The organism is Pseudomonas syringae group sp. 243L2 (assembly GCF_032587875.1).
GTDB lineage: Bacteria > Pseudomonadota > Gammaproteobacteria > Pseudomonadales > Pseudomonadaceae > Aquipseudomonas > Aquipseudomonas amygdali.
Genome location: NZ_JAWHPL010000002.1, coordinates 142,599 through 168,528, shown reverse-complemented (window position 1 = coordinate 168,528; position 25,930 = coordinate 142,599). Strand labels below are relative to the sequence as shown.

General features: G+C 60.0%; 24 protein-coding genes and 3 pseudogenes. 8 read left to right on the top strand and 19 right to left on the bottom strand.

Annotated features, from left to right (window positions below; translation table 11 throughout):
* Window positions 1–35: 35 nt before the first annotated feature.
* The 11 genes from RYB66_RS00820 to urtA all read right to left on the bottom strand — a co-directional run bounded on the left by RYB66_RS00820 (window position 36) and on the right by urtA (window position 9,929).
* Entirely contained in the window at window positions 36–893 is an 858-nt protein-coding gene (locus RYB66_RS00820) for an urease accessory protein UreD (protein ID WP_316893541.1), read from the bottom strand.
* Window positions 890–1,552 (bottom strand): urease accessory protein UreG, encoded by a 663-nt coding sequence (gene ureG, locus RYB66_RS00815; RefSeq protein WP_316893540.1) that lies wholly within the window; start codon window positions 1,550–1,552, stop codon window positions 890–892. The genes RYB66_RS00820 and ureG overlap by 4 nt, the downstream gene beginning before the upstream one ends.
* A 26-nt stretch (window positions 1,553–1,578) precedes the next feature.
* The gene (gene ureC / locus RYB66_RS00810) at window positions 1,579–3,291 is read right to left on the bottom strand and encodes an urease subunit alpha (RefSeq protein ID WP_316893539.1); all 1,713 of its coding nucleotides are present in this window, start codon (window positions 3,289–3,291) and stop codon (window positions 1,579–1,581) included.
* Between the two features lie 3 nt (window positions 3,292–3,294).
* Window positions 3,295–3,990 carry an urease subunit beta gene (locus RYB66_RS00805; RefSeq protein ID WP_316893538.1) on the bottom strand — a complete coding sequence of 232 codons (696 nt, stop codon included), beginning with the start codon at window positions 3,988–3,990 and terminating at the stop codon, window positions 3,295–3,297.
* A 27-nt stretch (window positions 3,991–4,017) separates the two neighbouring features.
* Window positions 4,018–4,749, bottom strand: coding sequence for an urease accessory protein UreF (locus tag RYB66_RS00800; protein WP_005779762.1), 732 nt, complete (start codon window positions 4,747–4,749; stop codon window positions 4,018–4,020).
* On the bottom strand, window positions 4,746–5,186 hold the full coding sequence (gene ureE, locus RYB66_RS00795; RefSeq protein WP_005746865.1) for an urease accessory protein UreE: 441 nt from the start codon (window positions 5,184–5,186) through the stop codon (window positions 4,746–4,748). Before ureE ends, RYB66_RS00800 begins: the two co-directional genes overlap by 4 nt.
* Window positions 5,187–5,208: 22 nt before the next feature.
* Entirely contained in the window at window positions 5,209–5,898 is a 690-nt protein-coding gene (urtE, locus tag RYB66_RS00790; RefSeq protein ID WP_005746864.1) for an urea ABC transporter ATP-binding subunit UrtE, read from the bottom strand.
* 2 nt (window positions 5,899–5,900) lie between these two features.
* Window positions 5,901–6,638, bottom strand: coding sequence for an urea ABC transporter ATP-binding protein UrtD (gene urtD / locus RYB66_RS00785; RefSeq protein WP_016981335.1), 738 nt, complete (start codon window positions 6,636–6,638; stop codon window positions 5,901–5,903).
* Complete coding sequence (gene urtC / locus RYB66_RS00780) at window positions 6,635–7,777, bottom strand: urea ABC transporter permease subunit UrtC (RefSeq protein WP_058400225.1); 1,143 nt, start codon at window positions 7,775–7,777, stop codon at window positions 6,635–6,637. Before urtC ends, urtD begins: the two co-directional genes overlap by 4 nt.
* Window position 7,778: 1 nt before the next feature.
* Complete coding sequence (urtB, locus tag RYB66_RS00775; RefSeq protein WP_005746860.1) at window positions 7,779–8,681, bottom strand: urea ABC transporter permease subunit UrtB; 903 nt, start codon at window positions 8,679–8,681, stop codon at window positions 7,779–7,781.
* Between the two features lie 66 nt (window positions 8,682–8,747).
* Entirely contained in the window at window positions 8,748–9,929 is a 1,182-nt protein-coding gene (gene urtA, locus RYB66_RS00770; RefSeq protein ID WP_005753684.1) for an urea ABC transporter substrate-binding protein, read from the bottom strand.
* 742 nt (window positions 9,930–10,671) lie between these two features.
* Here urtA and RYB66_RS00765 point away from each other — a divergent pair.
* The 3 genes from RYB66_RS00765 (at window position 10,672) to RYB66_RS00755 (ending at window position 14,208) form a co-directional block, all read left to right on the top strand.
* Complete coding sequence (locus tag RYB66_RS00765; protein ID WP_005746857.1) at window positions 10,672–11,820, top strand: transporter substrate-binding domain-containing protein; 1,149 nt, start codon at window positions 10,672–10,674, stop codon at window positions 11,818–11,820.
* A complete protein-coding gene (locus RYB66_RS00760) occupies window positions 11,817–12,449 on the top strand; it encodes an ANTAR domain-containing response regulator (protein ID WP_005746856.1) in 633 nt (210 codons plus the stop codon). The genes RYB66_RS00765 and RYB66_RS00760 overlap by 4 nt, the downstream gene beginning before the upstream one ends.
* Window positions 12,450–12,537: 88 nt before the next feature.
* Window positions 12,538–14,208, top strand: coding sequence for an amidase (locus RYB66_RS00755; RefSeq protein ID WP_316893537.1), 1,671 nt, complete (start codon window positions 12,538–12,540; stop codon window positions 14,206–14,208).
* A gap of 60 nt (window positions 14,209–14,268) precedes the next feature.
* Here the strand turns inward: RYB66_RS00755 and RYB66_RS00750 are convergent, their stop codons facing one another.
* The 5 genes and pseudogenes from RYB66_RS00750 to RYB66_RS00730 all read right to left on the bottom strand — a co-directional run.
* A complete protein-coding gene (locus RYB66_RS00750; protein ID WP_316884554.1) occupies window positions 14,269–15,243 on the bottom strand; it encodes an aliphatic sulfonate ABC transporter substrate-binding protein in 975 nt (324 codons plus the stop codon).
* 76 nt (window positions 15,244–15,319) lie between these two features.
* Window positions 15,320–16,279: a D-isomer specific 2-hydroxyacid dehydrogenase family protein gene (locus RYB66_RS00745; RefSeq protein ID WP_316893536.1), complete on the bottom strand. Its 960-nt coding sequence runs from the start codon at window positions 16,277–16,279 to the stop codon at window positions 15,320–15,322.
* Window positions 16,276–17,622, bottom strand: coding sequence for an LLM class flavin-dependent oxidoreductase (locus RYB66_RS00740; protein WP_122321258.1), 1,347 nt, complete (start codon window positions 17,620–17,622; stop codon window positions 16,276–16,278). The genes RYB66_RS00745 and RYB66_RS00740 overlap by 4 nt, the downstream gene beginning before the upstream one ends.
* 180 nt (window positions 17,623–17,802) lie before the next feature.
* A pseudogene (locus RYB66_RS00735) lies at window positions 17,803–17,949 on the bottom strand (arginase family protein); the annotation flags it as partial.
* Window positions 17,950–17,967: 18 nt separating this feature from the next.
* A pseudogene (locus tag RYB66_RS00730) lies at window positions 17,968–18,163 on the bottom strand (AraC family transcriptional regulator); the annotation flags it as partial.
* Window positions 18,164–18,747: 584 nt separating this feature from the next.
* Between RYB66_RS00730 and RYB66_RS00725 the strand changes: the two are divergent.
* The 4 genes and pseudogenes from RYB66_RS00725 to RYB66_RS00715 all read left to right on the top strand — a co-directional run.
* Window positions 18,748–20,277, top strand: a pseudogene (locus RYB66_RS00725) (PAS domain-containing protein); the annotation flags it as partial.
* Complete coding sequence (locus tag RYB66_RS26475; RefSeq protein ID WP_371913370.1) at window positions 20,278–20,904, top strand: methyl-accepting chemotaxis protein; 627 nt, start codon at window positions 20,278–20,280, stop codon at window positions 20,902–20,904.
* A complete protein-coding gene (locus RYB66_RS00720) occupies window positions 20,901–22,382 on the top strand; it encodes a chemotaxis protein CheW (protein ID WP_057413524.1) in 1,482 nt (493 codons plus the stop codon). The genes RYB66_RS26475 and RYB66_RS00720 overlap by 4 nt, the downstream gene beginning before the upstream one ends.
* Window positions 22,383–22,441: 59 nt before the next feature.
* Window positions 22,442–22,573, top strand: a complete 132-nt coding sequence (locus RYB66_RS00715; RefSeq protein ID WP_016981339.1) for a hypothetical protein — start codon at window positions 22,442–22,444, stop codon at window positions 22,571–22,573.
* Between the two features lie 87 nt (window positions 22,574–22,660).
* On the opposite strand, the gene RYB66_RS00710 is transcribed toward RYB66_RS00715, so the two are convergent.
* Window positions 22,661–23,059 (bottom strand): hypothetical protein, encoded by a 399-nt coding sequence (locus tag RYB66_RS00710; protein WP_005746847.1) that lies wholly within the window; start codon window positions 23,057–23,059, stop codon window positions 22,661–22,663.
* A 94-nt stretch (window positions 23,060–23,153) separates the two neighbouring features.
* Window positions 23,154–24,029, bottom strand: a complete 876-nt coding sequence (locus RYB66_RS00705; protein WP_005779744.1) for an MBL fold metallo-hydrolase — start codon at window positions 24,027–24,029, stop codon at window positions 23,154–23,156.
* 109 nt (window positions 24,030–24,138) lie between these two features.
* On the opposite strand from RYB66_RS00705, the gene RYB66_RS00700 reads away from it, so the two are divergent.
* Window positions 24,139–25,035, top strand: coding sequence for a LysR family transcriptional regulator (locus RYB66_RS00700; protein WP_044299887.1), 897 nt, complete (start codon window positions 24,139–24,141; stop codon window positions 25,033–25,035).
* 120 nt (window positions 25,036–25,155) lie between these two features.
* Here the strand turns inward: RYB66_RS00700 and RYB66_RS26470 are convergent, their stop codons facing one another.
* On the bottom strand, window positions 25,156–25,884 hold the full coding sequence (locus tag RYB66_RS26470; protein ID WP_371913369.1) for a methyl-accepting chemotaxis protein: 729 nt from the start codon (window positions 25,882–25,884) through the stop codon (window positions 25,156–25,158).
* Window positions 25,885–25,930: the final 46 nt, after the last annotated feature.

Genomic DNA, 25,930 nt, shown 5'->3' with positions numbered 1-25,930 from the left:
CATCAGCCCTGGTCCCACATCAACCCCGAACTTTTTCACTTGCGCCGCGCCCGCGGCGCAATGCCGGTCAGTTGCTGGCGAGCGCACGCCCAGGCCAGGTGCAGGGCGTTGCGTAGTGCCACGGCATCGGCGGTCATGATGCGCACAGATACGCCGCAATCATTCGGCAGCGCGCTGACGCCCAGATAGCTCTCTGGGACTATGCACAATGCATCGCGCAAGGCCCGTTTCAAATCCTCCACAGGTAAACCCTGACCCACCAGCATGAACGTCGCCAAGGCTTGCAATTGACCGCTGACGCCCGGCAAACGACGTTGCAGGTCTGCGCCAGTCATTGCCAGCCGATCACCGGCCAGCAGTTTTCCGGCCGGGCAGTGAATCTGCAGATCGGCGCGGTAAAAGCCGGGTAAGCCCTCGCTGCCTTGGGGCGTGTGCAGGCAGAAAGCGTCGCACAACATGACCCGCGCATCAGGGTGCAAGGTGACATTTACCAGGCTGTGCAGCTGCGTCTGCGGAAACAAAATGGTGGCCATCGGCAGGTACTCCAGCAGCGCGCCAGGTTCGGCGACCAGCGTGACGCTCTGCTGCGCGGACCGTTCCAGCATGCTGTGGGCGACCGTTGCCGCGCCCGTGCTGACGTGCACCTGCGCGTGCGGCCCGGCGTGCAGTTGCAGGTGCAGCGTTTCCCCGGCAAACAGGCCGCCCGAACACGATTGCAGATAGATCGCTGCCATGCCGGGCGGGTCTTGCGGCAGCTTCAGGGTGCGCCCCAAGTGGAAGGGGTAGCCGACTTCCTGACGGGACACATAACTGGCCCCCGAAGGCGCTTTGCTGAAGGCAATATGCGCCGTGGTTTTGACCTGGACGGGCGGTAACGTTTGATGGGCGTTCATAGGCGGTCGAACAAGACGGCGCGGCTTATCGCGTCAACCACTGCGTCGACACCTTCACCGGTGCCGCAGTTGGTAAACAGAACGGGCCTGCCATTTCGCGCGTCCGCCGATTCGCGCCGCATGCGTGGCAGATCAACGCCCACATAAGGCGCCAGGTCATATTTGTTGACCACCAGCAGGTCACAGCTCAATACGCCGGGGCCACGTTTGCGCGGTATGTCGTCACCGCCCGCGACGTCGATGACGAAGATCCAGAAGTCCACCAGATCCAGCGAAAAGGTCGAGGCCAGGTTGTCGCCGCCTGACTCGATCAGCACCAGGTCGAGATTGCCGAAACGTGCTTCCAGCTCGTCAGCCATTTGCAGGTTGAGGGTTGGGTCTTCGCGAATGGCGGTGTGCGGACAGGCACCGGTTTCCACTGCGCGCACCCGTTGCGGGTCGATAAGGCCACTGCGCTGCACGCGCTCGGCATCCTCGCGAGTGGCCAGGTCATTGGTGATGATCGCAAGCTCAATGCCACGCGCGATAAAACGTGGAATCAGTTGTTCCAGCAAACGGGTTTTTCCCGAGCCTACCGGGCCGCCGATTCCGACTCGGGCAGCGCCGGGGTGAGGCTGGACATCGGTGTGCGTGGCGGGTGCATTCAAGGGCAGGCTCATCGTCGGGTTTCCTGTGTGGTCGAGGTTCAGCGCAGCATGTAGCGCTGCGCGAGGGGCACTTCGCTGACCGGTTCGCAGTAAAGACGCTCGCCGTCGGCATACACGTCGAAGGTCTGTGGGTCGACGCGGATGTCCGGGCAGGCATCGTTGTGCAACATGTCGGACTTGCGCAGGGTGCGCGTGCCGAACGCGGGCAGCATTTGCTTCTTGAGCCCCAGCCGTGTAGCGGTATCGGCCTCGACGGCGAGGCGGTTGACGAAATTGACCGACAGCGCCTGCTTCGCCTCGCCAAACGCCCCCCATTGCGGGCGCATCACCAATGGCTCGCAGGTGTACAGCGAGGCGGCGGAATCGCCCATCACGCCATGCACAATAAAACCGCCCTTGACCACCAGTTCCGGCTTGATGCCAAAGAACGCCGGTCGCCACAGCACCAGATCGGCCAGTTTGCCGGGCTCCAGCGAGCCGATGTAGCTATCGATGCCGAACACCCGCGCAGCGTTGATGGTGTATTTGGCGATGTAGCGCTTGATCCGCTCGTTGTCGCCCAGTGCCGTGGTTTCTTCCGGCAGGCGGCCGCGTTGGTCTTTCATTTTCGACGCCAGTTGCCAGGTGCGGCAGATCACCTCGTTGATGCGCCCCATGCCCTGGCTGTCAGAGCCGAGAATCGAAATGGCGCCAGTGTCGTGAAGAATGTCTTCAGCGGCGATGGTTTGTGGCCGTACCCGCGATTCGGCGAACGCCACGTCTTCCGGTACGTCTGGATTGAGGTGGTGGCAGACCATGATCATGTCCAGGTGCTCGTCGAACGTGTTCACCGTGTAAGGGTTGGTCGGGTTGGTGGAGGAGGGGATGCAGTTGCTTTTACCCGCCACACTGATGATGTCCGGGGCGTGTCCGCCGCCTGCGCCTTCTGTGTGGTACATGTGGATGGTGCGGTCGCCGATGGCCGCCAGTGTGTCTTCAAGAAACCCGGATTCATTCAGCGTGTCAGTGTGCAACTGGACCTGAAAGTCGTATTCGTCGGCCACCTTCAGGCAGGTGTCGATTACCGCAGGCATGGCACCCCAGTCTTCATGGATCTTCAACCCCAGACAGCCACCGCGCAGTTGCCCGAGCAGCGATTCGGGCTTGCTTGAATTACCGCGCCCCAGAAAGCCGAAGTTGATCGGCCATGCTTCGGCGGCCTGTAACATCTTGCCGACATTCCATTCCCCGCCACAGTCGATGCCGACCGTGATCGGTCCCAGTGAACCGCCGATCAGGGTTGTCAGGCCCGCCGCCAGCGCGTGCTCGCACAGTTGCGCGGAGTCGAAATGCACATGCACGTCGATGCCACCGGGGCTGACGATCAGTCCCTCGGCATCGCGCACCGTGGTGGCGACGCCGCAGATCAGTTGTGGGTGTACGCCGTCCATGATCTGCGGATTGCCTGCCTTGCCAATCGCGACGATCTTGCCATCCTTGATGCCGATGTCGCCTTTGACGATACCGATCACCGGGTCGATGATCAGCGCGTTGCAGATCAGCATGTCCAGGGCACCGTCGGCGCTGTCATGACCGGGCATCAGGCCCATGCCGTCGCGCAGGGTCTTGCCGCCGCCGTGCAGGCACTCGTCGCCGGGCACCGAGTAGTCGAATTCGACTTCGGCCAGCAACGAGGTGTCGCCCAGGCGCACTGCATCGCCCTTGGTGGGGCCGTACATGGCAGCGTATTCCTTGCGGGTCATCGTCGCCATGCTTCAGGCTCCTTTGAAATGTTGGGCGCGGGCACGCTCCAGCGCTGTCTGTTTGCAGGCCGGGTCGTGCAGGTTGCCATTGGTCAGGCCGCTGAAACCGTGAATGTCACCAGTGCCGCCGAACTGCACCAGTTGCACTTCGCGCAGCTCGCCCGGTTCGAAACGCACCGCCGTGCCTGCGGGAATGTCCAGGTGCATGCCGAAGACCGTTTCGCGCGGAAAATCCAGCGCCTTGTTGACTTCGAAAAAATGGTAGTGGCTGCCGATCTGTACCGGCCTGTCACCCGTATTGATCGCACGCAGGGTCGCGGTCGGTCGGCCGCTATTGAGCTGGATATCGCTGTCCGGCGAGAGTATCTCGCCAGGTGTCGGCATGACGGTAAGCGGCAGTTTGCCCGGCCTGATGGGCTGGTGCACGGTGACCAGTTTGGTGCCGTCCGGGAAGGTGCCTTCCACTTGCAGCACGGGCAGCAGGTCGGCGACGCCTGGCATCACATCATCGGTATTGAGAATGGTCGAGCCGAACCCGATCAGCTCGGCAACACTTCGGCCTTCGCGTGCGCCTTCAAGAATCTCGTCGGCAATCAGGGCCGAGGCTTCCGGAAAATTCAGGCGCAGGCCCTTGCTGCGGCGTTTGCGTGACAGTTCGGCGGCGGTGTATAGCGTCAGTCGTTCAAGCTCGGTGGGGGTCAGCAGCATGACAGGGCTCCCGGTAAGGTGGCTGGCTCAATTGGCAAACAGGCGCAGGTCCTGGGTTTCGTGGCGCATCACGGCGATTTCGGCCATGGGCGTGAAACCACAGGCGTCGTCCGGGGTGGGTGGCTCCATTGCGAGAAGTTCGGTGATCAGCGGCTGGATATTGGTCAGGACCCGTTGCCCATCGATATGGCCAATGACCCCCAGGCGCACGGCGGCGCTGACCAGCCCGGTACACAAACCGTGCGCCGCCGCCAGCTGGCAGTGATCGCGCTGCATGCCCAGACGGTTCCAGAGCAAGCCCTGCACAACTGGCAAATGCCCCGGCGCGTTACCCGCCAGAACCTGCTGTTGATAAGCCGCCGCATCCTGCATGCCCAACGCGACGTGCACGGCCAGCAATGCCTGGCCTACACGCCGTGAGCCCTGACGCAGTTCCTCGGCGAGGGTCAAGGCTTCGATCTGCGCGTCCATGGCCATCAACGCAGGCTGGTCATCGGCCGTGCGCCATGCAGCAAGTAGAAATACCCGGTCAAAACTGTTCCAGCGGTGGCGCAACTGGCCTTCGACAAAGCCGTGCACCTCGGCACTGCGGTTGAGGCGAACGGTTCGCTGTCGGCGGCGTGGCACGACGACTTCGCCATTGCCGAGATACCCGTCAGCCAGCAGGGTTTCCAGGCCCCACGACCATGCCACCGCGCCACCGGGAAAGAAGCTGTCGGCCTGTTGCAGGGCAAGCAGCAGACTGCTCATGGCGTTCATGCGCATCGCACCCGGCCGTCCGCAAGCATGGGGGCCAGACGTTCAAGGTAATCGGCTTGCGGGCCATTGAGCGGTATTTGCAGGATGTCACCGGCAAAGCGCACTGCCCAATGCATATTGCCGGCGAAATAACCCAGCTCCAGCGCCGCTGCTGCGTCCCTTGGCAACAGGTCGAGGTATTCCTGATCCTGCATCTGCACGACGATGGCGCGTTGACTGTCGAGCATCAGCACCGAGCCGTTGCGCAGCTGCTGGTGACGCTCAAGGCGAATGGCGCAGTCGGTGCCCCGATCACTGGCCAGGCGCAGGCGATGGCGCTGAATGTCACTGCCGGACAGGCTCAGGGTTTCGACCTGTCCGGCGTGGCTCAGGTCATGCAGGCGGTCGGCGAGGGCAGGGTCGCTGGCCTGGCCCAGAATGCGGTCGAGTATCAGCATGGCGATGGCTCCTGTGCTCTATTCAGATGGTCAGGTAGCGCAGGATGCGCTCGCGGTCGACGGTTTCGCGGACTTCGCTGTGCACGAATTCGCCTTTCTCGATGATCAGATAGCGGTCAGCCACGGCCATGGCGAACGACAGCACCTGCTCGGAAACAATCAGCGAAAACCCGCGCTCCTTTTTCAGCAGATTGAGGGCCTTGGCGATGTCCTTGATGATCGAGGGCTGGATGCCTTCGGTGGGTTCATCGAGGATCAACACCTTGGGGTTGGAGACCAATGCCCGGGCGATGGCCAGCTGTTGCTGCTGGCCGCCGGAGAGGTTGCCGCCCTTGCGCCGACGCATTTCGAACAGCACCGGAAAGTATTCGTAGACGTAGTCGGGAATCGGCGCAGCGGGTGCGCCCTGCATGCCGGTGAGGATATTTTCCTCGACGCTCAGGTAGGGGAAGATCATCCGCCCCTGCGGTACGAAACCGACCCCGGCTGCGACCCGCTCATAGCTCTTGCTGCCAGTCAGTTCCTGCCCGGCCAGGGTGATGCTGCCGCTGCGGGTCGGCAGCATGCCCACCAGGCTTCTGAGCAGCGTGGTCTTGCCCATGCCGTTACGGCCCATGATCGCCAGCGACTCGCTCGGTGCAAGCTCCAGGCTAAGGTCACGCAGCACATGGCTGTCGCCGTAATACACATTGAGGTGAGAGACATTCAGCATGTTCAGTGCCCCAGGTAGACGTCGATGACGCGAGGATCGTTCTGCACCTGATCCATCGAGCCGTAGGCCAGGGTCTTGCCCTGATGCAGGACGGTGACCTTGTCGGCCACCGATTTCACGAACTCCATGTCGTGCTCGATGATGACCATTGCCCGGCCCTTGGCGATGAGCTTGAGCAGGCCGGCGGTTTTCTCCCGCTCGCCAGCGCTCATGCCAGCCACGGGCTCATCGAGCAGGAGCAGTTCCGGACGCTGCATCAACAACATGCCGATCTCCAGCCACTGCTTCTGGCCGTGAGACAACAGCCCGGCCTTGCGCCCCAGTTGGTCCTTGAGAAAGATCATCTCGGCGGTCTGTTCGATTTCGGCGCTCAGTGCTGCGTTCTTCCCGGCGAACAGGCAGTTGAAGATGCCGCGCTTGTCCGGTGAGGAAATGTCGAGGTTTTCACGCACGGTGAGGTCTTCGTACACCGACGGGTTCTGAAACTTGCGGCCCACGCCTGCGCGGGTGATCTGGTACTCGATCATGTTCGCCAGTTGCAGGTCCTTGAAGCGGATACTGCCTGCGCTCGGGCGGGTCTTGCCGCAGATCATGTCGAGCAGGGTGGTCTTGCCCGCGCCGTTGGGGCCGATCACCACATGCACCTGATTTTCCTCGACATAGAAGTTGAGGTTATCGACCGCCTTGAAGCCATCGAATGACACGGTCAGGTCTTCGACACTCAGTAACATTGCGCTCATGACTGCGCCTCCTTGTTGCTCAGGCGTTGCAACAGCCCGGCCAGGCCGGTCGGCAGGAACAGCACCACCGCCATGAACAGAAAGCCGATGAAGTATTGCCAGAAGCTGACGAAGTTCTCCGACAGGTAAGTCTTGGCTGCCCCGATCAGCAGCGTGCCGTATACCGCGCCGACCAGTGAAAGGCGACCGCCCAGCGCGGCATAGATCACTATTTCCGTGGACGGAATGATGCCCACCAGCGATGGCGAAGCCAGACCAACCTGCAGGGTGAACATCACGCCGCCCAGCGCTGAAATAAGGGCCGCCACGGCGAAGATGAACGCCTTGAACAACGCAGTGTTGTAGCCGGAAAAGCGCACCCGGTCTTCGCGGTCACGGATCGCCACGACGACCTTGCCCAGGCGGCTGCGCAGAATGAAACCGCACATTGCCACACTGGCCAGCAGTAACAGCGTGGTGATCAGGTAAAGAATCCAGGGCGTCTGAGGGGCTTGCAGGCTCATGCCGAAGGCGGTCTTGAAGTCGGTCAGACCGTTTACACCGCCGGTGTAGCCCTGCTGGCCGATGATCATGATCGACATGATCGAGGCCAGTGACAGGGTAATGATCGAGAAGTACACGCCACCGACGCGCTTCTTGAAGTAGGCATAGCTGAACAGAAACGCCAGCAGCGCAGGCAGGATCAGGATCGCTGCGAGGGTGAAGGTGGCCGATTCGAACGGTTTCCACCACCAGGGCAGGGCCTCGACGCTGTTCCAGATCATGAAGTCCGGCAGCGCCGAGCCGTAGAAAGCGGCGAGGGCGCTGGCGGCTTCGTCCGTGGCAGTGGCTTCCAGTTTCAGGTACATCGCCATCATGTAACTGCCCAGGCCGAAGAAGATCCCCTGGCCGAGGCTGAGAATGCCGCCGTAGCCCCAGATCATCACCATGCCCACGGCGCAGAACGCCAGGCTCAGGTATTTGCCCGCCAGCCCCAGACGGAAATCGCCCAGCAGTAGCGGCAATACCACCAACAACAGCAGCGATAGCCAAATCAGGCTGTAGCGCTCGATCAGCGACAACCAGCCACCACTCAGCCAGTCTGATCGGGCCGCTTTGACCTGCGTCCCGGCCAGTGGCTTTTCAGTCATGTTGTTCATCTCAACGTCTCACTTTCGTGGCGAACAGGCCATTGGGGCGGAAAAACAGCAGCACGATGACCACCAGCAGGGTGATCGCCTTGGCCATTGAGCCGGTGGTGAGGTATTCCAGCGAGATCTGCGTCTGGCCGATGGCGAATGCCGAGAGAAAGGTGCCGAGCAGGCTTTCGACGCCGCCGAACACCACCACGATGAAGGTATCCACCAGATACTGCTGGCCACTCACCGGGCCGGTGGAGGCGAGCATGGTGAATGAACTCCCGGCAATACCCGCCAGGCCGCAGCCCAGCGCGAACGTCACCGAATCGACCCGCGCGGTGTTGATCCCGGCCGCTCCGGCCATCGCGCGGTTCTGGGTCACGGCACGAATGCGCAGGCCCCAGCGGCTGCGGTAGAGAAACAGAAACACCGCAGCGGCAATCACGAAGGTCAGACCGATGATGAAAATGCGGTTGAGCGGCAGCTCCAGCCCGTCGCTGATTTTCCATGCGCCCTGCAACCACTGCACGGTAGGCACGCTGACTTCCTTGGGGCCGAAGACCTGGCGGAACAGTTGCTGCAGTACCAGCGACAGCCCCCAGGTTGCCAGCAATGTGTCCAGTGGCCGGTTGTACATGAAGCGGATAAAGCAGCGTTCCAGCAGTAGACCGAAGGCGAAGGTCACCACAAAGGCCATCCCGATGCCTATGATGAAATACCAGCCCATGAGCTCGGGGAAGTAGCGCTGAAACACCACGGAGGTGACGTAGGTCATGTATGAGCCCATCGCCATCAGTTCACCGTGGGCCATGTTGATCACGCCCATCAGGCCGAACACGATGGTCAGCCCGAGTGCCATCAGCACCAGCACGGAAAACAGCGAGAACCCGCTGAAGACTTGCATTACCAGCGTATCGAGAGTCATGCCGTCGCTACCTGTTGCTGCACATTGACGAAAGCGGGCGCGAACCAGATCGCGCCCGGCCCGGTATCAGAGTTTCGGAAACGGGTTGGGCTCGATCGGTGCGGACTCGTAGATCACGTCCACCTGACCCTGCGCGTTGAGCGTGCCGATGCGTGCACGTTTCCACAGATGGTGGTTGTCCTTGTGCACCTTGATCTCGCCTTCCGGGGCGTCGAGGGTCAGCTCCGAAGAGGCGGCAATCACCTTGGGCACATCGAAGCTACCGGCTTTCTCGACGGCTTTTTTCCACAGGTACACCGCGGTGTAGGCTGCTGCCATCGGGTCACCGACTACGCGTTGCTGCCCGTAGCGCGTTTTGAAGGCCTGAACGAACTTCTCGTTGACCGGGTTTTTCAGACTCTGGAAGTAGCTCATGCAGGTCAGGAAGCCGACGAGGTTTTCCGCGCCGATGCCGGTGACTTCCTCTTCAGTGATCGCAAGGCCCATCAGCGTCTGGTTACTGCTGTCGATACCGGCAGCCTTGAGCTGTTTGTAGAACGCCACGTTCGAGCCGCCGACGATGGTCGACAGCACGATGTCCGGCTTGGCCACCTTGATCTTGTTGATCACCGAGGAAAACTCGATAGCGCCCAGCGGCAGGTAGTCTTCGCCGACGATGGAGCCGCCCTGTTTAGTGACCGATGCCCGCGCCAGCTTGTTGGTAGTGCGTGGCCAGATGTAGTCGGAACCGACCAGATAGACGCTTTTGCCCTTGTTGGCCATCAGCCAGGTGACGGCTGCCAGGGTCTGCTGCGAGGCCTCTGCGCCGGTGTAGATAATGGCCGGGGATTTTTCCAGCCCTTCATAGAAGGTCGGGTAATAGAGCAGGCCTTTGTTGCGCTCGAAGACCGGCAGCACCGCTTTGCGCGACGCCGAGGTGAACGCGCCAAAGGTGACTGCGACGTGGTCGTTTTCCAGCAGCTTGCGTGCCTTCTCGGCGAAGGTCGGCCAGTCGCTGGCACCGTCCTCGACGATTGGCTCGATGGTTTTGCCCATCACGCCGCCACTGGCGTTGATCTCTTCGATGGCGAGCTTTTCGGCGTCGACCACCGAGGCCTCACTGATGGCCATGGTGCCGGTCAGCGAGTGGATGATGCCGACTTTCACAGTCTCGGCCGCCTGAGCCTCACCGATCAGGGAAAACGGCAGCAGGCTGATCGCACCCAGCAACAGAGCATGCTTGATCAAACGGCGTTTGTCGTTGTGCATTCACTTTTCTCCCAGGAATAAAAAAAGCCCGACATCCCGGCCAAATCAATGGGCGGGATGTCAGGCTTCTGTGCCGAATCTGGCGGGACAAACTGTGTCCGATCCAGTCGTACGCGAGGTGTCTCCCTACTTGCCAAGGGGGCGTAGGGCAGACAGCTGGCGCGATGTCTCAGGGGGAACATAGCAAGGGCAGTGCCAAGTGCCGAAACGGCTGTTTGCACGGGTTTTGAAACCGTGTGGCAGAGCATCCCTGCATTAATTGCACGAACAAACCGGTATGCGCCGCTTTGGCGCGAACGGGCCTCTTGCGCACCAAAAACGTGAGGCTACCGACGTTTTTCTGGGACATTCGCACAGCTTTTGTGGGAGCGAACTTGTTCGCGAATGCTATGTTTTGAGCGACAGACCCCCTGCGAATGTACGCCCGTTTCTGCCAGCAAATGCCTGTTACCAAGGGAACGCCCCGGCCAGCAGACACACGAGTCATCAACACCCACGCAGCACCTATGGCCCGCTCCCTGCATAAGCCTGATCAGCACCCTCGCAGGGTCTCTTGCCACACGCCCACTCTCGGCAGGTGTGGAAGGTCCCTCGCACGACTGGTCCTGACACTGCCGTCACGCCAGCCCCAGGCACAACCGCCTGAGAGCCACCGTTGAATCCACGGTTATTCGCTCAGTCTTCTTTCAGGCTCCCGGCCAGGTTCGGGCGTCTCACCTCACGTTGAACAAGGTTCATAGACATGGTTGACCCGTCGATCCGCATAGGAGGTCTGTTTTCCAATACCGGCGTTACTGCTGCCGGTGAGTGTTCAACAATGCGCGGCGCACAGTTTGCAATCCATCAGATCAACGCGGCAGGAGGCGTGAATGGCCGTCCTCTGGAACTGATTACCCGTAACCCGGATTCAACGCCTGCGTTGTTTGCCATGCACGTTGAATCGCTGATTCGTGAAGAGAACCTGCGGTTTTTCTTCGGTTGCTACACCTCGGCGGCGCGCAAGGCAGTCTTGCCCGTCGTCGAACGGTACAACGCGTTGCTGCTCTATCCGGTTTACTACGAGGGCTTCGAGTATTCGCGCAACATCATTTACACCGGTGCCACGCCGAACCATAACGCCGTGCCATTGGGCAGTTACATGTTCGACCACTTTGGCAGTCGCGTGCTGATGATCGGCTCCGAGTACGTCTACCCGTACGAAACCAATCGGCTGATGAGCGACCTGCTCTACGAGCGCGGTGGCAGCAAGCTGGGCGAGTACTACTTGCCATTGAAAAACGCCAGGCCAGAGGACTTCGCCAGGCTCATGGTCAAGGCCCGGGAGCTGAAACCGTCGTTCATCTTTTCCACCGTGGTCGGTGACACCATGGCGCACCTGTACCAAGCGTACGCCGATGCCGGTTTCGACCCTGCGGTCATGCCGATTGCCAGTGTGACCACCAGTGAAACCGATATTCAGCAGATGGGCGTTCATCTGGGCACAGGGCACATTTCGGCAGCCACTTACTTCCAGTCGATCGATACGCCGCTCAATCGCCAGTGCATCGCGCAATACCGGGAGATGTTTGGCCAGCATCAAGTGACCGATCGCTGCTGGGAAGCCGCTTATTTTCAGGTCCATCTGCTGGCCAAGGCGATAGCCCGGGCGGGCAGCACGGAGGTGGAGGATGTCTTGCAGACCATGCGCGGTCTGGAATACGACGCGCCTCAGGGACGGGTGCGTATCGATGAACACAATCACCATACCTACCTGTACTCGCGGATCGGCCGTGCCAATGCCGACGGGCAGTTCGACATCCTTTACGAAAGTCAGAAAGCGCTGAAGCCCGATCCGTATGCGGTGGCGCCTGACTTCAATGGCTGGTCCAGCCTGACCGGGAGGCGTCCATGACCCTGCGTGCCGCCAAGAAACGTTTGCGTAACGACAGCGCAGGCGGCATCAAGGACCTGCGCGACATCAGCGTGCTGGTGATGCACCCCGATGATGAAGACGGTCGCAACCTGATCGCCCAGTTGCAGCGTATTGGTTGCCAGGTACGCGTGCAGTGGCCGATCCCCGAACGGTTGCAGAGTGAGGCTGACGTGATCGTGCTGGCGGTGTCGCCGGAAAGCCTGTCGACCAATACGCCCTGGCTGCTGCACAGCTCGACGCCGCCGATCATTCCGGTGATCGCCTATGAAAACCCGATCATTGTCGAGGCGCTGGTGCAGCTCAATGCCTGTTCGGTGATTCCCTCGCCGGTCAGGTCTTTCGGCCTGTTGACGGCGCTGGCCATCACTCTTAGCCAGGCACGCAAAACACGGGAACGGGAAAAACACGTCAAGCGCCTGGAAGGGCGCATGGCGGTGATGCGTACCGTGCAGCAGGCAAAAATCATCCTGATGGAAACCAAGGGTATGTCTGAAATAGACGCTTACAACGCGCTGCGGGATCAGGCGATGGCCAAGCGTGAGCCCGTGGAGAAAATCGCCGAGGCGCTGGTCAAGGCCCACGAACTGTTTCAACAAGCCTGTTCCTGACAGGCTGCAGACTCGCTTCGAGTGTCGGGCCTCATCGGTCTGATCCTCTTCTGCGCGGACGCTTGCCATACGCCCTGAACCGGCAGGTATGGAACACCGCGTGGCGACCGGCATGGACAACGGCGTCCTCCGGATCGAGCCCATGCCTGCGCATCCTGCGCAGGCGGCTCCAGTCAGTGTCTGCCCGATCCCGGGCGGCCCTTACCGTTATCTGGAGAACACCATGTCCGTAAAACGCCCCGACAAAGCCGACTTTCTGATTGCCGCCCAGGATCACGGGTACGACCTGTCAGACAGCCAGATGGCATCGTTCCTGAGTCTTGCTGACGAAACCCTGGGCTCCTACGAAGCCATTGATGAGCTGTACGCCGCTCACGTTGCGCAGCCCACGCCGCTGCGCGAGCACAGCAAACCGACAGAGGCCGAAAACCTGCATGGCGCCTGGTACGTGAAGACGCACATAGCCGGTGCGGCGAGCGGCCCGTTGGCGGGTAGAACGGTGGTCATCAAGGACAACGTATCAGTGGCCGGCGTACCGATGGCCAACGGCTCGCTGAGCCTTGATGGTTACGTGCCGTCCGAAGATGCCACGGTGGTCAAACGCTTGTTGGCCGCAGGCGCGACGGTGGTCGGCAAATCAGTCTGTGAAGACTTGTGTTTCTCCGGAGCCAGTTTTACCTCGGCTACCGGTGCGGTAAAAAACCCGTGGGACCTGACTCACAACGCAGGCGGCTCCTCCAGCGGCAGCGCCGTGCTGGTCGCCTTGCAGGAAGTGGACATGGCCATCGGCGGCGACCAGGGCGGGTCGATCCGCATGCCGTCGGCCTGGAGCGGCATCGTCGGGCACAAGCCGACCTACAGCCTTGTGCCTTATACCGGGGCTTTTCCGATCGAGCGGACCATCGACCATGTCGGTCCGATGGCCAATAACGTGCGCGACTGCGCGGTGATGCTCGACGTAATCGCCGGGGCTGACGGGCTTGATTCAAGGCAGAAAAACCCGCCGGCGGTCAGTTGTGTCGCGACCCTCGATCAGGGCGTTGCCGGCTTGAAAATCGGCCTGCTGCGCGAAGGTTTTGCGATTCCCGGCATGTCCGAACCGCAAGTAGACGCCCTGGTTCGCGCCGCAGTGGCACAGTTGGAAAGCCTTGGTGCGACGGTCGGAGAGGCAAGCGCTCCGTGGCACCGCGGTGTGGCGCTGGACATGTGGAATGTCATCGCCACCGATGGTGCGGCGTATCAGATGCTGCAAGGCAACGGCTATGGCATGAATGTCGACGGCTATTACGACCCCGACATCATGAGCTACTTCGGTACCAGGCGTCGTGAGCATGCCAACGCATTGTCCAGCAGCGTGCGTGCCGTGGCACTTACCGGGCATTACAGCCTGAAAAACCTGCACGGTGCCTACTACGCCAAGGCGCGGATGCTGGTGCCGGAACTCACCCGTCAATACGACGAAGCATTCAAGAATTTTGATGTGCTGGTGTTGCCGACCATGCCGTTTGTAGCCACCACGCTGACCGCCGCCGATGCGCCGATTGAAGAGTACGTGCACAGCGCCCTGAACATGCTCGCCAATACCGCGCCGTTCGACCTGACCGGCCACCCGGCCACGTCAATCCCGGCAGGCCTGGCCGAGGGCCTGCCGGTCGCCATGATGATTGTCGCGCCGCGCTTCAAGGATGCCTTGGCGTTGCGTGTCGCGCAGGCTTATGAAACCGCCCGCGGAGCGTTTCCCAGGCCGCCGCGTGTTTGAGTTCAGAGACTGATCGAGGGGCATACTCGCTCCATGCGAGCGGGTGTGCCCCTTCATTCCTCAAGGCTTCCATACCTCCACATCCTGCGCATCCACCGCCTTGGGCAGAAGGCCCGCTGCGAAGAAGGCATCGGCGATATGCTGCTGCTCGTCCAGTTGCTCATGCGTGACCGGCTGTATCTGATAGGTGCGGTGGCTGTTGGCGATTTCGACCGTTTCGATATCCAGATTGCCCCATAAAGGGCTCAGTACCTGCGCGGCTTCTCGCGGGTTGGCCTTTAGCCAGATACCGGCGCTGTGCAACTGCTCGTAAACCACGCTGAGTACTTGCGGATGAGCCTTGGCGTAACCAGTGCCGGTCAGGTAATAGCGTTTGTAGCTGGACAGCCCCTTGCCGTCAGCCAGGGTGCGCGTTGGCAGTTGCCGTTGTGCGCTGGTCAGGAAGGGCTCCCACGTGACCCAAGCGTCCACCTTGTTGTTTTCGAAGGCCGCTCGGCCGTCGGCGGGCGACAGGTAGGCGGGCTGGATATCCGAAAATGCCAGACCGGCCTTTTTCAACGCAGCAATCAGCAGGTAGTGGGAACCCGCCGCCTTGGTAACAGCGACCTTTTTGCCTTTCAGGTCTGACAACTGCTGCACGGGCGAGCCTTTATGCACGATGATTGCCTGCGCGGAAGGCGAGGCCGCTTCCTGGGCAAAGTAGGTCAGCCTGGCCTGTGCTGCCTGAGCGAAGATCGGTACGGTGTCCGCCACATCCGCGCTGATATCGACGTTGCCGACGTTCAGCGCCTCCAGCAGCGGCAGACCACTCGGAAACTCATGCCAGGTGACGGTGACGTCCTGTGGCGCAAGGGCTTTTTCCAGCGTGCCGCGTGTTTTCAGCAGGGTGATCAGCGTGGAAGACTTCTGGTAACCGATCCGCAACGTTTGCTGTGCCTCGACGGGGAGGGCGATGCATAACGCCAACGCCGCGAGCAGACCTGCCAGCAGCGGACGGCGGTAGCCAGGTTGTGTGTTTTTTATCGGTTTGGGCATGGCACGCTCGGTATTTGAGGGTGACGCTGAGTGTCAGGAGTTGTATTTCCACGCAGCGTAATGGGTGTGATCTGTGTCAGTAGCCGCGCTGGCGATCAGCCTGATTCTGCAAGGCCTGCCCTTTGAGAAAACGCTCAAGGTTGGCCAGAAAACTGTCGGCTATTTCGTTACGGCTGTTGCTGGAGATCGCCGAGGTGTGCGGTGACAGGCGCACGCGAGGATGTGAGTACAGTGGATGCCCATCCGGCAGGGGCTCGGGTTCGGTGACGTCCAGCGAGGCCAGGCCGATGTTTCCATTATCCAGCGCATTGAGCAGCGCTTCATGGTCAAGCAGGCCGCCACGGGCGATGTTGAGCAAGTGCAGGCCGGGTTTGGCACTGTTCAGCACCTCGGCGTTAACGATGTGCCGCGTCGCCGGTGTCAACGGCGCGGCCAGCACCAGATGGTCTGCGCGCGCGAACAGGTCATGAATGTCACGTGCAGCCTCGACACCGTCAACCTCGAACGGAGCCGAACTTTGCCGCAATGCGATCACGTTGATACCCAGCGCCTGGGCCTTGCTGGCCAGGCTGCGACCGATGGCACCAAAGCCTAGAATCCCGAGCGTGGTGCCCTTGAGCGGCGTCAGGGCGGTGAAGTTCCATTGCGAGTCATGCACCCAGATATCCGGCAGATGCTTGGCTGCGGCAAAAATGGCGGCCAGCGAGAACTCTGCGATGTTTTCTGCCGCGCTGCCCCGCGAGGTGCTCACCGGCGGCCCGTTGAACAGCCAGCCTGGGTAGAAGTCGATACCCGAAGACACCACCTGAATCCACTTCAGGCCATAGGGCCAGCCCGGAGGCGGCGAGGCCGGGGCTTCATAACCACGCACGTTGATAGGACGCGCCAGCAGAATGCTGACCTCGCCGGGCAAGTCGCTCGGCACTCCGGCAGGTACGCCGATGAGCCTGGCTTCAGGGTGGGTCACTGCAAGCCGCTCGCGAATCACCTGATTGAAATCATCATCCAGCTGGCTGGCAATCACGAGTCGAGTCATGCCAACGCCTCGTCAGATTGATGGGCGACAGCCTTCGCATGACGATTGACCGGCACCTCAAGGCCGAGGTTTTCACGTAGCGTATTGCCGCTGTATTCGGTGCGAAACAGTCCGCGTCGTTGCAGCACCGGCACCACCCATTCGGTGAAGTACTGCAGGCCGTCGGGCAGGACGCTATTGATGATGAAACCGTCGGCTGCGCCTGCTTCGAACCACGTTTGTATCGCGTCGGCGACCTGTTCCGGTGTGCCGACAAAGTCACGGCGGGGCAGGGAGAAGCGCAGGGCGACTTCACGCAGGCTCAGGCCTTCGTCTTTGGCCAGTTGCTTGATCCGGTCCGAACCGCCTTTCTGGCTGTTGGAGCCCAGATCGCCCAGTTCCGGGAAGGGTTCGTCCAGTGGGTACTGGCTGAAATCGTGATCATTGAAGGGGCGACCAAGGGCGACGATTGCGTCTTCGATCGTCACCAACTCCACGGCCTGGCGATAGCGGCTCTCCACCTCAGCTTCATCGCGCCCGACAATCGGGCGAATGCCCGGCAGAATCGACAGCGCGTGAGGGTCGCGACCAAAGCCGCCAGCCCTTTGTTTCAGGTCCTGATAATAGGCGCGCGCTTCATCGAAACTCTCGGCGTGGACGAAGATCGCGTCGGAGTTTTGAGCGGCGAAGTTACGCCCGGCCTCGGAGGTGCCTGCCTGAAAAATCACCGGCTGACCCTGCTTCGACCGGGCGATGTTGAGCGGGCCTTTCACCGAGAAGAATTCGCCCTTGTGGTTCAGCGCGTGCAGTTTGCCAGGCGTGAAAAATTCGCCTTTCTGCTTGTCGTAGGCGAAGGCGTCGTCTTCCCAGGAATCCCACAGACCTTTGACCACCTCGATATGCTCTTTGGCGATACGGTAGCGTACGGCGTGCGGTGGGTGTTCGCCCTTGCTGAAGTTGTCAGCGGTGCCACTGAGCCAGGAAGTCACCACATTCCAGCCAGCCCGACCGCCACTGATGTGGTCCAGCGAAGCAAACTGGCGAGCTACCTGAAAGGGTTCGGTGTAGCTGACCGTCACCGTTGCCACCAGACCGATATGCCGGGTGGTGGCTGCGAGTGCGGAGAGAATGGTCAACGGTTCGAAACGATTCAGGTAATGCGGACTGGATTTTTCGTGAATGTGCAGGCTGTCGGCGATGAACACAAAATCGAAGCGCGCCGCTTCGGCCAACTGGGTCTGCTGCTGATAAAAGCCGAAATTCACACTGGCGTTGGCCAGTGCGTGCGGATGGCGCCATTCGCCCCAGCCATGGCCGACCCCGTGGACCATTGCGCCAAGTTTAAGGTGTCGTTGTCTGCTCATGGTTTTGCTCCGGACGGTTCAGAGAGGTGGATGCACCTCCGCCTGGAGAAAGGGGTCGGTATAGGATGACGATATGCCTATAAAAACCCGCAGTGAAATTCTATTTTGTTATATGTTAATTATTAAATTAAATAATTATTAAGTATTTAAATATGCATAAATTGAATTTTGCTCGCTGTTTCATGAGTCAGCCCCGAGGGTTGGCAGCCAATCGCCAAGCAACGGTAGTTTCGTCAGCATGTTCTTCAGCGCCAGAGCATCCCATGGCAAATGCTCGGCAATGCCAAGGCCGACCACGTCCACTGCGCTGGCTATGTCTGTCAGCAAGCTCCGATCGTCACCTTAGGGGTAACTGCATGCATAAGGTTGTGCGCTATCGTAAAGGACGATATCGCCAGCGCCTTGCCGAGACTCCCTGTCTTGCTGCAATCGCCGGTGATGTAGAGGAAGGCTGGATGCGGGTGAAGGTAACGCTACTCTGATCCCTGACATTCAGTCTGCCGTCAAACGGCGCTTCGTTCAAAGACTGGCCGGTGACCAGGCCATACGTCGGTTATCAGACGTTGATCCAGAGCAAGACCCCTGTGCTGGCAGCGTTTCAAGGTGGTGAAAATAGTTTATATACCTGTGATCCAGCCGTTATATCCCTACGTATGCAGCGCTCTGCTTACCCAAGCCTTCTAGAACAGGAGTTCCATGGACCCGCGCCTTGCTGGGCTTTCTTTCTTACTCACCTTGGGATGGACGGGGGCCGTGATTCTCGTCATCTGGTTTTATGCTTGATGACGCAACGGTTTTCAGCAGAGGAAGGAAGTTATGTACGAAGCGGTCCTTGCCGGTGATCGGGAGGGCCTGACCGTGTGTGTTTTGATAGTGGCTAGATAATAGCTAGCTGACAGCGCTAAAGCTAATCTGACTGAAGCCGATGTTTATGTAACGGCTCATTGCCGAGTGACTTCGATAGTTCCACCTGGCTCTGACGGCCTTGAAGTTTGCGCTATGGAAGGCATTGAGAAAGACGATTAACCGGCTTGATCAGCAGGCACCATAGTCAGTCCGCGCCTCATGTTTGAAGCGTTTGACCGGGCCCGCACAGACCGGCGCTTTATAACAATACTTCCATAGATGCTGACTCGCAGAGTATTTTACATGTCGACCACAATTGAAAGCACTCCCAGGGACCGGGCCGAGCTAGAGATGGACCTGCACTCGCTGATGGCGGCCATTGACCGTTCGCAGGCGATGATCGAGTTTGATCTTGAAGGCAATATCCTGCGGGCCAATACCAATTTTCTGGATTGCGTCGGGTATCGCCTGGACGAAGTCCAGGGTCGGCATCACCGCATGTTCTGCACCCCGGAACACGCTTCCAGCGTTGAGTATGCGACGTTTTGGGAAAAACTGGGCAAAGGTGCCTTTGACGAAGGGCAGTACAAGCGCCTGGGCAAGAACGGTCGCGAGATCTGGTTGCAGGCAACCTACAACCCGGTTTTCGACGAACAGGGCAACCCGTTCAAGGTCGTAAAATTCGCCACCGACGTCACGCAGCAACGCAAGACCAACGCCGAGTACGAAGGTAAGGTCGCAGCGATCGATCGTTCGCAGGGCATCATCGAGTTCGACCTGAACGGCCGCGTGCTCAACGCCAACGAAAACTTTCTCAAGGTGCTGGGCTATCGTCTGGATGAGATACAGGGCCAGCATCACCGCATGTTCTGTGAAGACGACTACCTGAACAGCCCGGCCTATCGTGCTTTCTGGGCCAAGCTCGAGCGTGGCGAGTATGACTCCGGCGAGTACAAACGAATCGGCAAGAACGGTCGAGAGCTATGGATCAGCGCCACTTACAACCCGATTTTTGACCCTGATGGTCGTCCTTACAAAGTGGTGAAGTTCGCCAACGACGTCACCGAGAGCCGCGTCCGTCAGGCCGAGTCCGCCGGCAAGGTGACGGCGATCGAGCGTTCTCAGGCGGTTATCGAATTCGATCTGACCGGCAAGGTGCTGCATGCCAACCGCAACTTCCTTGCGGTATTCGGCTACGACCTTGAGGAAATTGTCGGCGAACACCACCGGATGTTCTGCTCTGAGGAGTTTGTCAGCAGTCTGGAGTATCGCGAGCTCTGGGAAAAACTGGGGCGTGGCGAATACGACGCCAATGAGTACAAACGCAAGCGTAAGGATGGCAAGGAAATCTGGATTCAGGCGACCTACAACCCGATCCTCGACGCGCAGGGCAAACCCTACAAGATCGTCAAGTTCGCGCTCGACGTGACAGTTGCCAAGGAAACCAGCGTCGAGCACCACGGCAAGGTGAATGCAATCGACCGCGCCCAGGCCGTCATCGAGTTTGACATGGCCGGCAACATTATTACCGCCAACGCCAACTTCCTCAAAGCGCTGGGCTATGGCCTGCAGGAGATCAAGGGCCAGCATCACCGTATTTTCTGTGATGAGGAATATGTGCGTGGCACTGAATACCGGGAGTTCTGGCACGGGCTGGGGCAGGGCGAGTTCTATTCCGGACGCTTCATGCGCGTCAGCAAGTACGGGCAGAAAATCTGGATTCAGGCGACTTACAGCCCGATTTTAGACCATGACGGGCTGCCGTTCAAAGTGGTGAAATTCGCCACTGACATTACCCGTCAGGTCGAGATGGAGCAGGCGATAGAAGCCAAGACCCGCGCCATGGGCGAGTCGGTTAAAGCATTGATGAACGCCATTTCCTACGTGGCACAAAGCACCCAGACGGCCACCGATCTGGCCAGAATGACGCGTGAGCAGGCCAGTACCGGTTCGCAGACTCTGGTCAAGGCGTCCGATGCGATGGGCATGATCGCCAAGTCGGCCGAGGGCATTCAGGACATCATCCAGGTGATCAGCGAGATCGCCAGTCAGACCAACATGCTGGCCTTCAACGCCGCTATCGAGGCGGCCAGGGCTGGCGAGCACGGTCTGGGCTTCTCGGTGGTGGCCGATGAAGTGCGCAAGCTGGCCGAGAAGTCCTCGCGTGCGACCAAGGAAATCAACAAGCTGATCCTCGAAACAGTCAGCCGGATCGAGTCGGGCAACGAGATTTCGCGCAGTGCCGGCGAAGCCTTCGAACACATCGTGGAAGGCGTGATGCAGACCACTCAGGCAATCGACGGGATCAACACGGCGACAGAGAAGCAACGTCTGTCGGCGCAGGAAGTCGAGACACTGATCGTCGAGCTGCATAAAGCCAACCTGACCGGCTACACCCAGACTCTGGACAAGGTATCCATCGGACAACCTGCATGAGCAGCCTGAATGCCTATGGCGTCGTGCAGATCAATGGCGTTTATCTGGCGGTGGTTGCCGAAGCGCTGATGGAGGCCGTGCACTGGCCTACCGACCTGTACCCCCATCCGCTGACTCGCGGTGCGTTGCGCGGGGTGTTTACCTTGCGCGGCAAACCGGTGCCTTTGGTTGACCTGCGGGGCCAGTTGGCGGAGGGCGGCGATACATCGTTGCCCACGCCTCTGGTCGCTATTCTCAAGTACGGCGGTGGCTACCTGGGGCTGGCGATTGATGCGGTCTGCGACATTCTCAAGGCCCGCGACTCTCAATTCAGCCCCTTGGGCCCTGGCGGCACCAGTGTCGGGTTGCTGCCATCACTGCTGCTGGGCGCAGAAGAATCGCGGATGATCTACAAGCTCGACCTGGGTTTTCTGAGTAGCTTGCCAGGCGTACTGTTTGCTGCTGATCCGAGCGCGCAGGTGCTCAAGGAAGAAGCGCTCGCGGCCAAGAATCGTTTGCTGCATTACCTGGTGTTCGAGTGTGACGGTCGCAACTTCTGTATCGATGCGAGCGTCGTGACCGAACTGGTGGATAATCCTGAAATTTCGGCTTCGGACTTTGCCAGTGAGTGCTGTTTTGGCGTTACGTCGGTGCGTGGCACCAAGGTCCCGGCGCTCAATCTGTCCGAAGTCCTTGGTCTGGACCATAAACGCCAGACCTCCAAGCCGCAGTTGTTGCTATTGACGGCTCCGGACGGTCGGGTATGCGGGTTTGGTTACGACCGCATGGTCGCCATCCAGCGTCAGGACCCGGGCAGCCTTCTGGCGGCACCGGGTTACGGCCTGCCGCATCCTGAACTGCTGGCCGGGGTCATGAACCTGGAGGAGGGGCAACAGGCATTGTTGCTGGATCATCCAATGCTGTTGCAGCGCCCGGAAGTCAAAAGCTACACCCAGGTTTATCAGCACGACGTCAAACCTGCACAAGCCTCGCACGATGTGACCAAGGCGATGTTGCGCCATGCCTGTCTGCTGTTTGACGCACCGACCCGCTTCGTCGCGCCGTTGAGTCAGATCGTCGAGATCATGAGCGTGCCGCAACAGCTGATCGGTTTGTCGCAACCGGCGACGCACCTGCTAGGGCAATTCAATCTGCGTGGCGAGCAAGTGCCGCTGATCTGCCTGAGCAGCCTGCTGGGCGAGGGGGCGCAAACCCCGGGTGAAGCGTCCCGTGTCCTGATCGTGCGTGGCGAGCGCCTGTGCTTCGGTTTTGCCGTGAGCCGGGTCGATGCGATCGACGCGTTCAATCAGTTCGACCCGGCCATGCTCGAGCAGGGCTGGCAGGCCAATACCGGCAAGGGGATCTCGGTCAATGACCGAGTGCGCTCGCTGGTCAGCGTCGGCAGTCAGGAACGCAGTTGGCGCGCAACCCTGCTCGATTTGCAGGGGCTGGCCAGGCAACTGGAGTGCAATGTCGCCGAACGAGTGGCAGCGCGCTAATCAATCGGAACCGAATGCTTCGCGCGTGGCCTTATTTTGAGTGTCCACGAGCGGAGAGAATGACCATGACTGACCAGAAAGACGAGAAAAAGCAGGAACCGGCAAACGATGTGCCTGCGCACTCGACGCCAGAAGAAAAGGAACGCCTGAAGGACTTCAACAAAGGTGGTATTCCGCCGGGGGCCTGTTGATCAGTCAACAGGACAATGCACATGACGCCCGGTCTGTTTTAGATCGGGCGTTATGGTTTCAAAGGCCTGTTCGGGCTCTGTATTGACTCACGCGTCGCGCAGCAGGTCGTTGGCGTTGAGTAGTTCATAGGCGATCTGCGGGCGTGCCTCAAGTGCACTGCGGATTGCGCTTGCAACCGACTTGCGCGTCTTGCGGCACAGGCCGGTCTTTTTCTGCACGACGATGCTGATGCCGCGCATGGTGCGTACTTCGTTGAAGCCCGGTGCGATTTCGACGCGCACACCCAGTTGCTCGAAAATCTTGCGCTGCATGTGCTCCAGATCCTTCAGGCTTTCGACACGGCTCAGGCGCTCAAGCAGCGTGTTTTCCGCATCACGGGTCAGCTTGAGGATGCGCAGGTCGGCGTCTTCCGCATCCAGCCGTTCGCGCTCGCAGTCGCAAGCGCCGGGCGGGCAGGGGTTACGGATTTTGACAGGAGCGTTCATGGGTGCAGCATAGCGATTGACGGGGGCGTCTGACCATCCCCCGGAACTGCTGCGTGCAACTGCGGCGATGCGGCAACAGTTCCCTGGTTTCAGATCAGTTCGGCCACTTCATCTCGCCCTTGATGACCTTGGCACTCAGTTCCAGCGAGCTCGGTTCGGCCAGTTGTGGCCAGGCATTCTGCATGGCATCGATCAGGCCCTTGGAATCCTTGGCTTTGGCCGCTTGTTGTTCAAAGGACTTCAGATAGTCGGCGGTGAACGTCACAGCCTTGGTGCCCGCTGGAATCTCGCCCAGATAATGGCCCGGAATTACCGTGACCGGTTTCAGCGCCTCAATGCCCTTGAGGGTCGCGAGCCAGTCCTGACGCGATTTCGGGCTTTGGGTATCAGCAATCCAGACATGAATGCCGCTGGACACCACGACGCCGCCGACCACCGCCTTGAGCGATGGAATCCATACGTAGCTGCGCTCGGGGGCCGGGCCGTTCAGGCCTTTGATCTGTAATGGCTGACCCTCAAGGGTAAGATGGTCACCCTTGAGCACCTCTGGCAGGACCAGTCTGGCCGGAGCATTGTCCTTGAGAATCGGTCCCCAGTAGGCAAGCTTGCCCTGCATCGACGCCTTGATCGCTTTCACGGTAGGAGCGCTGGCAACGATCTTCGCATCGGGGAAAGCAGCTTTGATGACGTCCAGCCCGAAGTAGTAATCCGGGTCGCTGTGGCTGATGTACACGGTAGTGAGTTTCTTGCCGCTGGCCTTGATCTTCTCTACCAGCGCCTGAGCATCGTTACGCTGAAACTGCGCATCGATCAGCACCGCATCATGCTTGCCGGTGATCAGTTCGGATGACACCGGGAAGATGGCTTTTTCGGCCGGATTGTAGACCTCGATCGCCAGTGGATCAGCGGCCTGGGCTGCAAGCGGGAATAGCACCGCGAACGATAGAGCAAGCAGGGAATTGCGTAGCATGGGGTACGACCTTTTTATAGAGCAAAACTGAGGTCGTTATCTTATGTTGCTTAAAATGAAACAAAAGCCTCAATATTGGCAACTATTGATTGCTTATATCGGATGAATCATGGATCGGATCATGGCGGCGCGGGTGTTCATGGCCATCAACGAACGCGGCAGCCTCATCGCTGCCGCTGAGGCGCTGGACATGTCACGGGCGATGGTGACCCGTTATCTGGCGCAGATGGAAACCTGGGCGGGAGCGCGCTTGCTGCACCGCACCACGCGCAAGCTGGGGCTCACTGCGCCCGGACAGGTGACGTTGCTGCGTTGCCAGCAGCTTGTCGAGCTGGCTGACGCAGTGCCGCTGGCAGCCGATACGCAAGTCGATGAGCCGCGTGGCATGCTGCGTATTGCCTGTTCGCAGTCACTGGCACTGGCGGTTCTGGCCCCAGCGGTGACGGCTTACCTGCAACGCTACCCCGGCACCTCGGTGGATCTGCTGATTGGCAACGAGGCCGTGGACCTGGTCAGCGAGCGCATCGATCTGGCAATCCGCATCACCAACCAGCTGGACCCCAATGTGATTGCCCGTCCATTGGGGCATTGCGATTCGGTTGTCTGTGCCTCTCCAGCCTACCTCGCCATGCACGGCACTCCCTCCAGTCCGCAAGAACTGGCTGCACACAACTGCCTGACCTATTCGTACTTCGGCAAGAGCCTGTGGGAGTTCACCCGGCAGCAGTTGCCGCTCAGCGTTCCGGTGGGCGGCAACCTCAGCGCCAACGATTCAGTGGTGTTGCTGGAGGCCGCAGTGGCTGGCGCGGGGATCACCTTGCAACCGGTGCATTCGGCAGCGCCGCTGATTGCAAGTGGCAAGCTGATCGCGGTGCTGCCCGACCACCAGCCAAGGGCGCTGGGCATCCACGCGATCTACACCTCGCGGCATCACCAGTCGGCCACCTTGCGCACCATGCTGGATTTTCTGACTGAATGGTTTGAGAGGAGCGGCGCAGAGCCTTGAGGTTGGATCACCTGCTGCGCAAAGGACGCAGAGCGCCCAGAACGGCATGCCCACGCGGAGCATGGGCACGATAGGGGACACACAGACACCTATCGTTTCTCACGCTCCGAGTGTGCAGTATCAGGTCTTGAACTTGCGCACCAGGCCGTCGAGTTCGCTGGACAGTAGTTCCAGACTTCTGGAATCCGCACGGGCGGAGTCCGAGAGGTCGGCGATCAACTGGGCGTCGCCATGGATCTGGCTGATGTGACGGTTGATGTCTTCGGCCACCTGATGCTGCTCTTCGGCGGCGGTTGCAATCTGGGTGTTCATGTCGCGAATCACATCAACTGACTCACGGATCTGCCCGAAGCTGCTGCGTGCCTGCCCGATCTTGATCACCGATTGCTGCGACACGTCGAGGCTGGCGTGCATCTGTTGCGCCACCGAAGCGGTGCGTTTGGCCAGATTGCCCAGCAGGTTGTCGATTTCGGCGGTCGAGTCCGAGGTACGTTTGGCCAGCGCGCGGACTTCGTCGGCTACCACGGCAAAGCCGCGACCCTGCTCGCCTGCGCGAGCTGCTTCGATGGCCGCGTTGAGGGCCAGCAGGTTGGTCTGCTCGGCAATCGAACGGATGGTGTTGAGGATCGACTGAATGCCTGCGCTGTCCTTTTCCAGTTGCGTCATATCCTTGGCCGAGCGGGTGAGTTCCTCGCTGAGCTGGTCGACACTGCGCACCGCATCGTCGATCTGTCGCTGACCTTCGCGCGCCTGCTGCTGACCGCTGTCGGCCGAATCGGCGGCCTGGCTGCAGGAACGAGCGACTTCGTTGGAGGTGGCGACCATTTCATGGAAGGCCGTGGAGACCATGTCCACCGCCTCGCGCTGACGTCCAGCGGCTTCGGCCATGTCGTTG